A 14,010-nucleotide genomic window follows, 5' to 3' on the forward strand; every position below is an offset into this window, starting at 1 on the left:
CACGTCACCGGTCCCGGTGCACGGGGGCGGGCGCGTACCCGGTCCGGTGAATCCCGTCGACGCCCTGGTGGGACGGGGAATATCGGAGCGCGCTCCGTGTTCCCGGTGAACGGGGAGGCGTCGCGGGGCGGCGCTCCGGGCCGGCCGCACAGGCGTTCCGAAATGTGAGACGGCCATCTCGGAACGTGGTCGCCACGTGTCGCCGCGGGCTGCGCGTGCCCGGTGGGTTCGGGGCGGCGTCCGCGTGAATTCCCTGTTAGGCAAGGCTTGCCTTGGTGATGTATGGCATGGATCACCATTTGCCCCCCAGGACTTATTTACGCCACACTGATGTTGTGAAAAAGGTGAGCGGTCCGCAGCGAGCAGAAGGAGGCGCCCCCTCGGGTGCGCCCCGGATGCCTGCTGCCTCCGAGCGGGGTGCCGAGACCGGCACCCGCGCCCGGGTGGCCCGGCTCATCCTGGAGCACGGTCCGATCACCGCATCAACGCTGGGGGAACGCCTCGGGCTCACCCCCGCGGCCATCCGCCGCCATCTCGACAACCTCATGTCCGAGGGCATGGTCGAGGCGCGCGACGCCCGGCCGCACGCACGCCGCGGCCGAGGCCGCCCGGCCCGCGTCTTCGCCATCACCGACGCCGGCCGCGGTGCCTTCGTCCACGGATACGACGACCTCGCGTCCAGCGCCCTGCGCTTCCTCGCCGAGAAGGCCGGGGGCGAGGCCGTCACCGAATTCGCCCGCAGCCAGGTCGCCGACCTGGAGCGCCGCTACCGGCCCCTGCTCGCCGCGGTCCCGCCGCAGCACAGGGTGCGGCTCCTCGCCGAAGCGCTGTCCAACGACGGCTACGCGGCGTCGGCCGGGTCGGCACCGGCACCGGGCGGCGGCGAACAGCTCTGCCAGCACCACTGCCCGGTGGCGCACGTGGCCACCGAGTTCCCCGAGCTCTGCGAGGCCGAGGTCGAGGTGTTCGCGCGCCTGCTCGGCACCCCCGTGCGCAGGCTCGCCACCATCGCCCACGGCGACGGTGTCTGCACCACCCATGTCACTCCCCGCGACATCGCCACAGCGGAGATGCGTGCCGCTGAGAACAACCCCCGCCCGATCCCGGGTGACGGCGGGCAACGCCATGTGAAGGACTCTTGAGTCCAGGAGGATCCGCGTAATGACGTCAATCGCGCACCCCGAGCTCGAAGGGCTCGGAACCTATGAGTACGGCTGGGCCGACTCCGACGAGGCCGGCGCCGTCGCGCGCCGCGGCCTCAACGAAGAGGTCGTCCGCGACATCTCCGGCAAGAAGAGCGAGCCGGAGTGGATGGAGAAGCTCCGTCTGAAGTCGCTGAAGCTCTTCGGTAAGAAGCCCATGCCCTCGTGGGGTGCCGACCTGTCCGGCATCGACTTCGACAACATCAAGTACTTCGTGCGGTCCACGGAGCAGCAGGCCACCTCGTGGGAGGAGCTGCCCGAGGACATCAAGAACACCTACGACAAGCTCGGCATCCCCGAAGCCGAGAAGCAGCGCCTGGTCGCCGGTGTCGCCGCGCAGTACGAGTCCGAGGTCGTCTACCACCAGATCCGCGAGGACCTGGAGGAGCAGGGCGTCATCTTCCTCGACACCGACACCGCGCTCAAGGAGCACCCGGAGCTGTTCCAGGAGTACTTCGGCACGGTCATCCCGCCCGGCGACAACAAGTTCGCCGCGCTCAACACCGCGGTGTGGAGTGGCGGGTCCTTCATCTACGTGCCCAAGAACGTGCACGTCGAGATCCCGCTCCAGGCCTACTTCCGCATCAACACCGAGAACATGGGCCAGTTCGAGCGGACCCTCATCATCGTCGACGAAGGCGCCTATGTGCACTACGTCGAAGGCTGCACCGCGCCGATCTACAAGTCCGACTCGCTGCACTCCGCGGTCGTCGAGATCATCGTCAAGAAGAACGCACGCTGCCGCTACACCACGATCCAGAACTGGTCGAACAACGTCTTCAACCTGGTGACCAAGCGAGCCGTCGCCTACGAGGGCGCCACCATGGAGTGGGTCGACGGCAACATCGGCTCCCAGGTCACCATGAAGTACCCGGCCGTCTACCTCATGGGCGAGCACGCCAAGGGCGAGACCCTGTCCATCGCGTTCGCCGGCGAGGGCCAGCACCAGGACACCGGTTCCAAGATGGTGCACTGCGCGCCCCACACGTCCTCCACCATCATCTCCAAGTCGGTGGCCCGCGGCGGCGGCCGCGCCTCCTACCGCGGCCTCGTGCAGGTCCAGGAGGGCGCGGACCACTCCAAGTCCACGGTGAAGTGCGACGCTCTGCTGATCGACACCATCAGCCGCTCCGACACCTACCCCTACGTCGACGTCCGCGAGGACAACGTCGAGATGGGCCACGAGGCCACGGTCTCCAAGGTCAGCGAGGACCAGCTCTTCTACCTGATGAGCCGGGGCCTGGACGAGGACGAGGCCATGGCGATGATCGTGCGCGGGTTCGTCGAGCCCATCGCGCGCGAACTGCCCATGGAGTACGCGCTGGAACTGAACCGGCTGATCGAACTGCAGATGGAAGGAGCGGTTGGTTAAGTTGACCAGCCCGAATCTCGGAATCAAGGAGCACACCCACGGCGGGGAGCTCCCGATCTCCAAGCTGGACGTCCACGGGTCGTTCGACGTCGCCGACTTCCCCGTGCCCAACGGGCGCGAGGAGGAGTGGCGGTTCACCCCGCTGCGGCGGATGCGCGGACTGCACGACACCCGCGACACCGCCGGCGGCGCCGTCACGGTGGCCACCAGCGCGCCCGACGACGTCCGGGTCGAGACCGTCGCCCACGGCGACCCCCGGCTGGGCACCGCGTTCCTGCCCACCGACCGGGTGAGCGCGCTCGCCTTCCGCGACTTCACCGAGGCCACGGTCGTGACCGTGCCCAAGGACACCACCGCCTCGGCGCCGGTGTTCATCACGGTCACCGGCAGCGAGCGGGGCGGGGCAAACGGCCACCTGCGGATCCACGCCGAGCGCCACTCCGCGGCCACCGTCGTCCTGGAGTACACCGGCAGCGCCGTCTACGCCGACAACGTCGAGTTCATCGCCGACGACGGCGCCCGGCTCGACGTCGTCAGCCTCCAGAACTGGGACCGCGACGCCGTGCACGTGTCGCACCAGTACACCAAGGTCGGCCGCGACGCCCGGTTCCGCAGCTACGTGATCACCCTGGGCGGCGACCTCGTCCGGATCTCGCCGAAGGTCGGCTACACCGCCCCCGGCGGCGACGCCGAACTGCACGGGCTCTACTTCACCGGCGCCGGCCAGCACCACGAGCACCGGTCGCTCATCGACCACAACGTGTCCAACACCCGCAGCCGGGTCGAGTACAAGGGCGCGCTCAGCGGCGAGGACGCCCACGCGGTGTGGATCGGCGACGTCATCATCGGTGAAGGCACCCAGGGCACCGACTCCTACGAGTACAACCGCAACCTCGTGCTCACCGACGGCACCCGGGTCGACTCCGTGCCCAACCTGGAGATCTTCACCGGTGAGGTCGAAGGCGCCGGCCACGCCAGCGCCAGCGGGCGGCTCGACGACATCCACCTCTTCTACCTGCAGTCGCGCGGAATCCCCGCCGACGAAGCCCGCCGCCTGGTCATCCGCGGCTACTTCGCCGAGCTGATCAACCGGATCGAGATCCCGGAGCTGCGCGAGCGGATCCTCCAGCAGGTCGAGGACAAGCTGACCGAGCAGGGCCAGTCGTGAACACCCCGGACACCGGTGGATTCACGAAGGTCTGCGCGCTGGGCGACCTCCCCGACGAAGGGGTGCTCGGCGTGGAGATCGCCGACACCCCGGTCGCGGTCGTCCGCAGCGAGGGCCGGGTGTACGCGATCAACGACATCTGCTCCCACGCCGAGGTGAACCTCTCCGAGGGAGAGGTCGAGGACGGCACGATCGAGTGCTGGCTGCACGGATCCTGCTTCGACCTCGCGTCGGGCAAGCCCATCAACCCGCCGGCGACCCGGCCGGTGGCCACCTACGCAGTGAAGATCGAGGGCGACGACGTGCTCGTCTCGCTGGACAAGAATCCTTGAGGCTGAATCAGACATGACGAAGTTCGAAATCCGCGGGGTCCACGCCGACGTCCTCATCGGTGCCGAAGAGCGCCAGGAGATCCTGAAGGGCGTCGACCTCACCATCAACTCCGGTGAGACCCACGCCATCATGGGCCCCAACGGCTCCGGCAAGTCCACGCTGGCCTACGCCATCGCCGGCCACCCCAAGTACGAGATCACCGCGGGCGAGGTCCTCCTCGACGGCGAGAACGTGCTGGACATGAGCGTCGACGAGCGCGCCCGCGCCGGCCTCTTCCTGGCCATGCAGTACCCGGTCGAGGTCCCCGGCGTGTCCATGTCCAACTTCCTGCGCAGCTCGGTCACCGCCGTGCGCGGCGAGGCGCCCAAGCTCCGCGCCTTCTCCAAGGAGCTCCAGCAGTCCATGGGCGCCCTGTCCATCGACCCCGCCTTCGCCGCCCGCGGCGTCAACGAGGGCTTCTCCGGCGGTGAGAAGAAGCGCCACGAGATCCTTCAGCTCGAACTGCTCAAGCCGAAGATCGCGATCCTCGACGAAACCGACTCCGGCCTCGACGTCGACGCGCTGAAGGTCGTCTCCGAGGGCATCAACCGGTCCCGGGCCACCGGCGAGGTCGGCGTCATGCTGATCACCCACTACACCCGGATCCTGAACTACGTGAAGCCCGACTTCGTGCACGTCTTCGCCAACGGCCGCATCGCCGAATCCGGCGGCGCCGAACTGGCCGACGCGCTGGAGGCCGAGGGCTACGAGCGGTTCGCGAAGGCGGGCGCGGCGAAGTGACGACACGCGAGCTGGAGCTGCTCGACGTCGAGAAGATCCGGGCGGACTTCCCGATCCTGGCCCGGACCGTCCGCGAGGGACGCCCGCTGGTCTACCTCGACTCCGGGGCGACCTCGCAGAAGCCCCGCCAGGTCCTCGACGCCGAGCGGGAGTTCTACGAACGCCACAACGCGGCGGTGCACCGGGGAGCGCACCAGCTCGCGGAAGAAGCCACCGACGCCTATGAGGCCGCGCGGTCGACCATCGCGGGCTTCATCGGCGCCCCGGCCGGTGAGGTGGTGTTCACCAAGAACGCCACCGAGGCGATCAACCTCGTCGCCTACGCCATGAGCAACGCCGCCACCGGCGGCGCCGAAGCCGAGCGCTTCCGCGTGGGGCCGGGCGACGAGGTCGTGGTCACCGAGATGGAGCACCACGCCAACCTCGTGCCGTGGCAGGAGCTGTGCCGCCGCACCGGTGCGACCCTGCGCTGGTTCGGCATCACCGACGACGGCCGCCTCGACCTCTCCGACCTCGACGGCCTCGTCAACGAGCGCACCCGGATCGTCGCCCTCAGCCACCAGTCCAATGTTCTGGGCACGGTGCCGCCGATCGCGGCGATCTCGCGGCGCGCGCGCGAGGTCGGGGCGCTGGTCCTGCTCGACAGCGCCCAGGCGGTGCCGCACATGCCGGTCGACGTGCGCGAACTCGGCGTCGACTTCCTGGCGTTCTCCGGCCACAAGATGCTCGGGCCCACCGGCATCGGCGTGCTGTGGGGGAGGGCCGACCTGCTGGCGGCCATGCCGCCGTTCATCACGGGCGGGTCCATGATCGGCGTGGTGCACATGGACCACTCCACCTGGGCCGACCCGCCCCAGCGGTTCGAGGCCGGGGTGCCGATGACCGCGCAGGCCGTCGGGCTCGCCGCCGCCTGCGACTACCTCAGCGCCATCGGCATGGACAAGGTCGCGGGCCACGAGCACGCGGTCACCTCCTACGCCCTGGAGCGGCTGGGTGCGCTGGACGGCGTCCGGATCATCGGCCCGCGCGACTCCGCGGACCGCGGGGGAGCGGTGTCGTTCGTCGTCGAGGGCATCCACCCCCACGACGTCGGGCAGGTCCTCGACGACCGCGGGGTCGCGGTGCGCGTCGGCCACCACTGCGCGTGGCCGCTGCACCGCCGCTGCCAGGTGATCGCCACCACACGCGCGTCGTTCTACCTGTACAACACCCTCGCCGACGTCGACGCCCTCGTCGAGGGGGTCCAGGCCGCGCAGCGGTTCTTCGGGACCGTGCCGGCCGCACCACAGGCCTGAGAGAGGGGGCACCGATGCGGTTGGACGCGATGTACCAGGAGATCATCCTGGATCACTACCGCAACCCGCACAACAAGGGGCTGCGCGATCCGCACAACGCCGAGGCGCACCACATCAACCCCACCTGCGGCGACGAGATCACCCTGCGGGTGACGCTCGAACCCGCGGCGGGCGGCGCCGGCCTCGACGGCTCCGCGCTGGTGCGCGACGTCTCCTACGACAGCATGGGCTGCTCGATCAGCCAGGCCAGCGCATCGGTGCTGACCGATCTGCTGATCGGGCGCAGCGTCGACGACGGCATGCGCACCCTCGAAGCCTTCACCTTCCTCATGCAGTCCAAGGGCCAGGGCGAGCCCGACGAGGACGTGCTGGAGGACGCGGTGGCCTTCGCCGGAGTCTCGAAATACCCTGCCCGTATCAAGTGCGCCCTGCTCGCCTGGATGGCGTGGAAGGACGCGACCGCCCAGTCCCTGCAGAAGGAGAAGGAGGGCGCCTCATGACCGACGACCGCACGGCCGCGACCGCGCCGGAGACCCGCGACGAACCCGCGGCGGAGCCGGCCGGGGCCCCCGCGACCCCCGTCGACAACGCGCTGGCCGAGGAGATCAATGAGGCGCTGAAGGACGTCATCGACCCCGAGCTGGGGGTCAACGTCGTCGACCTCGGCCTCCTCTACGGGGTCAACGTCGACAGCGACATCATCACCCTCGACATGACCCTGACCAGCGCGGCGTGCCCGCTGACCGACGTCATCGAGGACCAGGCCACCAGCGCCCTCGACGAGTTCGAGCGCGAGGTCAAGATCAACTGGGTCTGGATGCCGCCGTGGGGACCCGACAAGATCACCGACGACGGCCGCGACCAGCTCCGCATGCTCGGCTTCAACGTCTGACCTCAGGGATACACCGGCCCCACACGACGGGACCGCGGCGCCGGCCGCGGTCCCGTCGTGCTGTGCTTCCCGCTCAGCCTGCGGGGCGCCCCGCTCAGCCGTGGGCGGTCATCAGGACCGGGCGCAGTTCGGCGGCGATGTCGGTGTCGCCCCGCTGGGTGAGCCGGTCCAGCAGCGACTGCGGGTCGGCCTGCGCCTCGACGCTGTCGTCGCTGATCCGGCGGGCGATGATCTTCAGCGCTTCGTCGGTGGGAGCGGGCGCGGTGTAGCCGATCAGGTGCAGTGCCCGACTGGTGGGCCCGTGGTCGCTGAGATCGGCGGCCGGCAGCCGGCGGGCGTCGAGCCGGTCGCCGTTGACCGTGATGAAGACCCGGTCGCCGTGCTGGGCGGAGAGCCGGCGCAGCAGCGGGCGCAGCGAGTCGAAGGCCGGCTGGTCCCGCCAGACCAGGACGAGCAGGTCGGCGCCGGGCGCCGTGAGGCACAGCAGCCGCCCCGGTTGCAGTCCCAGGTGGGTGGCGTAGCCCGGCGGGACGGTGACGGGCGCGCCGTTGAGGTGGTCGCCCGTGACGTCGACCCGGTGCCACCAGCGGCCGTCGGGCGCCCGGAAGCACCGTACCGACCCCGCGACCTGCGGCGGGAGGTCCTGCGGCGCCGGGGAGGCCGACGGCTGCTGCGACGGGTCGCCGGGGCGGCGCCGGATCGGCAGGCCGTTCGCGGTCGTGGACCCGCTGTCGGGGACGACGCCGGTGTGGCCCCCGCTGAAAGCGGGGGTGGGCGCCGGGGCCTCCATCGGGGTGGCGGGATCGACCAGGACGTGGCCGTCGCGGATGCTCACGCCGGGGGTGCTCAGCAGCCAGGCGCGCAGCGACTGCTGCTGGATGCCGATGCGCGCGAGCCGCAGCCCGGCCTCGGTCAGGCTGGGGGCGTCGCCCAGCAGCTCGCGGGTCTGCCAGCGCAGGCGATGGGGGTCGTCGGCGACCAGCCAGCCGTTGTGCAGGCGGCGGTCGGTGAACAGGGTGATCACCACCCGCCACAACGGGGTGCCCAGCGACGGCACGTCCACCGGGTGGTCGGGGTGGGCGCTGATGAGGTGGTCGATGGTCGTGGCGGTGCCCAGCTGCTCGGACATGTCGCGCAGGTGGTTGGTGATGGGCGCGCCCTCGGCTGAGGCGAGCCACTGGAGCAGCCGCTCCTCCACGGCGCGCTGGGCGTTGCGGATGGCGCCCAGGTCCACCTGGATCTGGTCGGCGAGCAGCCGGATGCTGATGGGATCGGCGGCGAACAGGCGCTCGGCGGCGACCGTGCGCTCGATGTCCGACCAGCCGCGGAACAGCCCTTCCAGCAGGTCGACCAAGGGGTGCCGGCCCAGCTCGGGGGCCGGCGCGGGCACGGGCTCCTCGCGGAACTCCCGGGGCGGGTTGAACGCGGGGCGGCGCAGGGTGCGGCCCGGGCCGAGGAGCGAGCTGCGGAAGCTCTTGCCGGGTCCGGCGGCGTCGGTGTCGGGGGCCGGCGCCGGCACCTGGGGGGCCCGGGGCTCGCCCGCGGCGTTCTGGCGCGCCTCTTCGTCGCGCTGGGCGCGCAGCGCGCGCAGGGTGCGGATCGCCCGGGTCGCGGGCGTCTGCGGCGGGTCGATGGTCCCGGCGTCCGCGCTCTCGGCCGGGGAGCCGGCGGAGTCGGCGCCGGTGGCCGATGTGAGGTAGGCCAGCGCGTTGTGCACGTGTTCGGGCGCCGACGCCGGCATCCAGTTGGCGATGGTCCGCACGGCCTCGACCACCAGGGCGGGGGAGGGCGCGGGGGTGCGGCCGGTGTCGCGGCCGAAGGGGTGGACGGCGCGGCCGATGACGGTCCCGATGACCTCGATCGGCCCGCAGCCGGGCGGCAGCGGCCAGGTGGCGATGGTGGCCGGGCTCGCCGATATCAGCCGGTCCCAGGTGACCGCGGTGCCCAGGACGGCCCCGCGCACCGGTTCGGCGATGTCGGCGAGGTCGACCGTCAGCGCACGCAGCGACGGCAGGAGCTCGGCGAGCTCCAGGTGCTCGAAGTGGTCGGCGGCGAGGTGCGCGAGGGTGTGGGCGAGCCACGTTGGGCCCACGATGTCGAGGACGCGGGGCAGCGGGATCGACCGCCACCAGCCGTCGATGAGCCGGGCATGGCGCAGGACCGGGCCGACGTCGGCCGGGTTGCTCCACCGGAGAGCGGGCGCGAGGTCGGAGAGGCAGATCGGAGAAACGGCGTTCATCTGCGGGGGACCTCGACCTCCAGGCATTCGGCTCGTGACAGGCTGAACCGCACGGGCATTCGGTCAGTGCTCCACACTATGTCCAGTCGGCCCGGGCCGGGCCGTGGAACCACCGGCTCTGCGTGGTCGTGCTCGGAAAACCGATCCGGTCCGGCGCCGGCCGCGATGGTCGCAGGCCGGCCTGAAAGCCCGTTTTCGAACACGCCCCTGAGTGGAGGGCGGTGGCGTGCTGTGCACTCCCCGAGATCGTACGTGCGCGTGCGGCTCGTGGGTAGTCCCAGGCGGCCGAAATGCGCAACGTCGGCCGGGCGGGGTGCCGCCCGCCCGCGAACGGAACTCCGGGCCTTCGCGGAAAACGCGGTGCTTTGTGAGGTCTGTCACGTATCGCCTCGGCCGCGGGCCGTTTCCCGTGGACACCCGGGCGACGCCGTCGCCGCGCGCCCGTCGGCCGCGGGCGCGCGCCGGCGGTCTTCTGCCAGGTACACCGACCTCCGGGCGAGGGGCGCGGGTATGCTGGCGGGGTGCGCCGAACCCCTGCCAGTCCCCACTGAGAACGCCCTCTTGGCGTGCCGGGGTCCCCATGCGGCGCCACCTGTCCCCGCGCGCTGCACGGTCATCCCGCGTGTCGGCGCCAGTGGCCTAATTGCATGATTGGTTGACGTGACTGACCTGGAGATCAAGCCCCCTGGAGGCGCTCAGGCGGAAAGCCCGGCGGTCATTCGCTCGTACGTGGCCATCGGCGACAGCCTGACCGAGGGGCTCGACGACCGAGTCCCCGGCGGCGGCTACCGAGGCTTCGCCGACCGTCTCGCCGAACACCTGGGAACGTTCACGCCCGACCTGCGCTACGCCAACCTCGCGGTGCGCGGCCGGCGCATGCGGCACATCTTCGGCGAACAGCTCGACCGCACGCTCGCCTTCCAGCCCGACCTCGTCACCGTGCACGCGGGCGGCAACGACGTCCTGCGGCCGGGTACCGACCTCGACGCCCTCGCCGCCGAGTTCGAGGTCGGCGTCCGGCGGCTGCGCGGCGCCGGGATCCGCGTGGTCATGCTCTCCGGCCACGACACCGGCTGGATCCCCGTGCTGCGCGCCTACCGGGGGCGGATCGCGGTGTTCAGCATGCACCTGCGGGCGATCGCCGAGCGCACGGGCACCGAGATCGTCGACCTGTGGTCGATGACCGCCCTCAACGACCCCCGGTCGTGGAGCGCCGACCGGCTGCACTTCAACGCCGACGGCCACCGCATCGTCGCCGCGCGCATCGCCGACGTGCTGGGTACCCCCATGGGGCCCCGGGAGATCTGGGAGTGCCCCTGGGACGCCCCGCCCGAACAGCTGCCGCGCATCCTGCGGCGCCGCGAGAACCTCCGGTGGACCCGCCAGTACCTCGTCCCCTGGCTCAGTAGACGCGCCATGGGGCGCTCCACCGGCGACGGCCGGGTGCCCAAGCGCCCCGACCTCATCGCCCTCGACGGCGACCTCCCCCGCCCGTCCGGATCCCCGGACGAGGACCCCGGCAACGGCCGGGTCCGCCCGTAACCGCCCGCGCGTACGCCCGCCCGCGCCGCGGGCCGGGCGGACGCGCCCCGGTGCCCGTCCGGCCCGGCGGCGGCCGGCCGGGCCGCGGCGCCGGCGCGGGTCAGTTCTGCGCCAGGCTCCGGATCAGGTCGCCCACGTGGACCACCCCGGTGCACTGGCCGAACTCGTTCACCGTCACCAGGTCGTCGTAGACGCGCTCCCGGTCGGCGCCGGCCGCGCGCAGCGCCTCCATCGCGCGGAATCCGCGCGGCACCGTGCGCGGCGGGTCGGCCAGCCGGTACGCCGGCCGCTTGGCGTGCAGCGCGTGCCCGTAGGGCCCGGTGATGGCCAGCAGGAAGCGCGTCCGGTCGAGCAGCGCGATCGGGCGTTCGGCGTGGTCGATGAGCACCACGCTGGTCAGGGCCGTGTCATTGGTGAACGCGTCCAGGACGTCCTCGGCCGTCGCGTCGTTGGCCATGGCCACCGGTGGCAGCACGAACTCCGCGATCGAGGGTCCGCTGTCGCCGGGAGCCGCCGAGGCGGCCGACGCCACCGCGGTGTCGGGGATGGGGCGGATCCGGTCGCCGGGGTTCCACCGGTCGTCGGCGAACAGCGGGCCGTGCGCCAGCCGGATGCCGATCTCGCGCAGCCGCAGCAGCTGGTGGACCGAATCGACGCCGGTGGCCAGCAGGAAGGCTCCGGTGCCCTGGGCGATGCGGGCCAGGCCCTCCACCATCGCGGTGCGCCGGTCGTCGCCGGGGATGCCCGCGGTCAGGCGCGGGTCCAGCCGCACCAGGAACGGGTCGGCGTCCAGGAACAGGTCGGGGGCGATCGAAGAGGTGCCCAGCGCGCAGCGGAACCCCAGACCGCGCGCCCGGGTGATCCCGCGCACCAGCTCGCGCCGGGGCAGGCCGTCCATGTCGGGGCCGAGCATCAGCGTGACATCGCGGGGCCGGCGCCCCGCGCGCCGCAGCCCGCGTTCGAGCAGCCGGAACAGTTCGGGGTCGGCGCCCGCCACGGCCGTCGCGGGCAGCGGGAGCACCAGCGGGAGCAGGGATTCGAGGGTGGTCATCCGGCGCGCCAGGCGGGCCAGCAGCTCGGCTTGGGCGGCGGGGTCGTCGGCGGGGGCGGAGACGGGGCTTTCCACTTCCACGGCGAGTACCGACCCGGAGTCCAGATCGACGACCGGCCGCATGACCGGGGCGCCGCCGGGACCCTCCACCGGGCCGTCGCTCCCGGTGGCGTCGTTACCGGGGGTCATGCCACCGGCGGCGAGGGACGAGGAGGACACCCCTCCATCTTCACCGCGCCGCACGCCACTGTCAGGCGTGATGACCCGGTGTTCCCGTGAACTTCGCCCCCGGGACCTGATGCGTTAACCAGGAGTGGACACGCTCCGTGACGACAAAGGCGGTGACCGGGGGACTCCCCGGTCACCGCCGTACCCGGCTCTCCGGCAGCGGGGTGCTCGTCGCGTGCGCCCCGGCCGCCGCGCGGGTGCCCGCGCGATCCGCGGCTACACGCGGCGGAAGGCGAGGGCGATGTTGTGGCCGCCGAACCCGAACGACTCGTTCAGCGCCGCGACCGCGTCGGCCGGCAGGTCGCGCGGCTTGTCGCGGACGATGTCGACCCGGACCGCGGGGTCGAGGTTCTCGATGTTGATGGTCGGCGGGATCCGGCCCTCGTGCAGCGTCAGGACGGTGGCGATGGACTCCACGGCGCCGGCGCCGCCGAGCAGGTGCCCGGTCATGGACTTGGTGGAGGTGACCGCGACCTCGTCGGCCGCCGCGTCACCCAGGGCGGCGCGGATGGCCACGGTCTCGCCGACGTCGCCGGCCGGGGTCGAGGTGGCGTGCGCGTTGACGTGCGCGATGTCGGACGGCTTGAGGTCGGCGTCGGACAGCGCCATGGTGATGGCCCGCGCCTGGCCGGAGCCCTCGGGGTCGGGCTGCACGATGTCGAAGGCGTCGTTGCTGTACCCGGTGCCGGCCGCCACCGCGTAGACGCGGGCGCCCCGGGCGCGGGCGTGCTCGGCGCTCTCCAGGACGACGATGCCGGCGCCCTCGCCCATGACGAAGCCGTCGCGGTCGGCGTCCCAGGGGCGCGAGGCGTGCTGCGGGTCGTCGTTGCGGGTCGACAGCGCGCGCATGGAGGCGAAGGACGCGATGTTGAGCGGGTGGATGGCGGCCTCGGTGCCGCCGGCGATGACGACGTCGGCGCGGCCCGAACGGATCATCCCGATCGCGTCGGCGATGGCCTCGGCGCTGGACGCGCAGGCGCTCACCGGGGCGTGGGCCCCGGCGCGGGCGGTGAACTCCAGGGCCACGGCTGCCGCGGGGCTGTTGGGCATGAGCATCGGCACGGTGAAGGGCGAAACGCGCTGCCAGCCCCGCTCGCGGAAGGTGTCGTACTGCTCCAGGATCGTGAGGATGCCGCCGATACCGCTGGAGACCACCGCGCCCAGCCGCAGCGGGTCGACCTCGGGCGCGCCGGCGTCCTCCCACGCCTCGTGCGCCGCGATCAGCGCGAACTGCTGGGTGCGGTCCAGGCGGCGCAGGCGCTGCCTGGGCAGCTTCTCCTTGGGGTCGACGGCGGCCTGGCCGGCGAAGTGGACCGGCAGCGTATCGTGCCAGTCCTCGGGGAGCGCCGTGATGCCGGACCGACCTTCGAGAAGCGCGGACCAGGTCGTGGCGACGTCACCTCCCAGCGGGGTGGTGGCGCCGAGGCCAGTGACGACGACTTCGGTGGGACTCATTGGCCTTATCGCCCTTCTCGTCTCGTTGGTTCGGTCCCGCGGTGCGGCGGGGGGTCGGGGTAGCCGGTGTTCGGGCCGCCGGCAGGGGCGGCGCGGCCCGCCGGGCGGGAACCGCGGGAGGCGGCGTCGCTACTTCTGGATGAAGTTGACGACGTCCTGGACCGTCTTGAGCTCCTTCAGCCGGTCGTCGGGGATCTCGGCGCCGAACTTGTCCTGCGCGGCGACGGCGATCTCCACCATGGAGAGGGAGTCGATGTCGAGGTCGTCGACGAAGCTCTTCTCCGGGGTGACCTCTGCGGCGGGGACACCGGCGATCTCGTCGATGATCTCGCCGAGGCCGGCCAGGATCTCCTGCTCAGAGTGCGCCATGTTGGGGTTTCTCCTTGGATTTTCGTGCGGTCGTACGTTCGCCGTGGGACCTGTGCGCGAGCGCGCGCAGGCCGGGGTCCACGG

Annotated in this window: 13 protein-coding genes; 9 read left to right on the forward strand and 4 right to left on the reverse strand. The window is 71.8% G+C overall.

Features of this window, described 5'->3' with window-relative positions; all coding sequences use genetic code 11:
- The first annotated feature begins 395 nt into the window (after nucleotides 1-395).
- The 8 genes from ACFO4E_RS15410 to ACFO4E_RS15445 are packed head-to-tail and all read left to right on the forward strand — an operon-like array spanning nucleotide 396 to nucleotide 7,042.
- The gene (locus tag ACFO4E_RS15410) at nucleotides 396-1,142 is read left to right on the forward strand and encodes a helix-turn-helix transcriptional regulator (protein WP_378575229.1); all 747 of its coding nucleotides are present in this window, start codon (nucleotides 396-398) and stop codon (nucleotides 1,140-1,142) included.
- A gap of 19 nt (nucleotides 1,143-1,161) precedes the next feature.
- Entirely contained in the window at nucleotides 1,162-2,574 is a 1,413-nt protein-coding gene (gene sufB, locus ACFO4E_RS15415; RefSeq protein ID WP_378575231.1) for a Fe-S cluster assembly protein SufB, read from the forward strand.
- 1 nt (nucleotide 2,575) lies between these two features.
- Nucleotides 2,576-3,742 (forward strand): Fe-S cluster assembly protein SufD, encoded by a 1,167-nt coding sequence (gene sufD, locus ACFO4E_RS15420; RefSeq protein ID WP_378575233.1) that lies wholly within the window; start codon nucleotides 2,576-2,578, stop codon nucleotides 3,740-3,742.
- Complete coding sequence (locus tag ACFO4E_RS15425) at nucleotides 3,739-4,074, forward strand: non-heme iron oxygenase ferredoxin subunit (protein WP_378575235.1); 336 nt, start codon at nucleotides 3,739-3,741, stop codon at nucleotides 4,072-4,074. The genes sufD and ACFO4E_RS15425 overlap by 4 nt, the downstream gene beginning before the upstream one ends.
- Before the next feature lie 13 nt (nucleotides 4,075-4,087).
- Nucleotides 4,088-4,855: a Fe-S cluster assembly ATPase SufC gene (sufC, locus tag ACFO4E_RS15430; RefSeq protein ID WP_378575238.1), complete on the forward strand. Its 768-nt coding sequence runs from the start codon at nucleotides 4,088-4,090 to the stop codon at nucleotides 4,853-4,855.
- On the forward strand, nucleotides 4,852-6,150 hold the full coding sequence (locus tag ACFO4E_RS15435) for a cysteine desulfurase (RefSeq protein ID WP_378575240.1): 1,299 nt from the start codon (nucleotides 4,852-4,854) through the stop codon (nucleotides 6,148-6,150). Before sufC ends, ACFO4E_RS15435 begins: the two co-directional genes overlap by 4 nt.
- 14 nt (nucleotides 6,151-6,164) lie before the next feature.
- The gene (gene sufU / locus ACFO4E_RS15440) at nucleotides 6,165-6,650 is read left to right on the forward strand and encodes a Fe-S cluster assembly sulfur transfer protein SufU (protein WP_378575242.1); all 486 of its coding nucleotides are present in this window, start codon (nucleotides 6,165-6,167) and stop codon (nucleotides 6,648-6,650) included.
- A complete protein-coding gene (locus ACFO4E_RS15445) occupies nucleotides 6,647-7,042 on the forward strand; it encodes a metal-sulfur cluster assembly factor (protein WP_378575245.1) in 396 nt (131 codons plus the stop codon). Before sufU ends, ACFO4E_RS15445 begins: the two co-directional genes overlap by 4 nt.
- A 94-nt stretch (nucleotides 7,043-7,136) precedes the next feature.
- Here ACFO4E_RS15445 and ACFO4E_RS15450 read toward each other — a convergent pair whose 3' ends face one another.
- A complete protein-coding gene (locus ACFO4E_RS15450) occupies nucleotides 7,137-9,281 on the reverse strand; it encodes a hypothetical protein (protein WP_378575247.1) in 2,145 nt (714 codons plus the stop codon).
- 660 nt (nucleotides 9,282-9,941) lie between these two features.
- On the opposite strand from ACFO4E_RS15450, the gene ACFO4E_RS15455 reads away from it, so the two are divergent.
- The gene (locus ACFO4E_RS15455) at nucleotides 9,942-10,823 is read left to right on the forward strand and encodes an SGNH/GDSL hydrolase family protein (protein WP_378575250.1); all 882 of its coding nucleotides are present in this window, start codon (nucleotides 9,942-9,944) and stop codon (nucleotides 10,821-10,823) included.
- 100 nt (nucleotides 10,824-10,923) lie between these two features.
- On the opposite strand, the gene ACFO4E_RS15460 is transcribed toward ACFO4E_RS15455, so the two are convergent.
- From ACFO4E_RS15460 to ACFO4E_RS15470, 3 genes are all read right to left on the reverse strand, one after another.
- Nucleotides 10,924-12,093, reverse strand: coding sequence for an EAL domain-containing protein (locus ACFO4E_RS15460; protein WP_378575252.1), 1,170 nt, complete (start codon nucleotides 12,091-12,093; stop codon nucleotides 10,924-10,926).
- A gap of 225 nt (nucleotides 12,094-12,318) precedes the next feature.
- Entirely contained in the window at nucleotides 12,319-13,557 is a 1,239-nt protein-coding gene (gene fabF / locus ACFO4E_RS15465) for a beta-ketoacyl-ACP synthase II (protein ID WP_378575257.1), read from the reverse strand.
- A 129-nt stretch (nucleotides 13,558-13,686) separates the two neighbouring features.
- On the reverse strand, nucleotides 13,687-13,926 hold the full coding sequence (locus ACFO4E_RS15470; protein WP_378575263.1) for an acyl carrier protein: 240 nt from the start codon (nucleotides 13,924-13,926) through the stop codon (nucleotides 13,687-13,689).
- Nucleotides 13,927-14,010: the final 84 nt, after the last annotated feature.

The sequence above is a fragment of the Nocardiopsis mangrovi genome, assembly GCF_042653925.1.
Taxonomy (GTDB): domain Bacteria; phylum Actinomycetota; class Actinomycetes; order Streptosporangiales; family Streptosporangiaceae; genus Nocardiopsis_B; species Nocardiopsis_B mangrovi.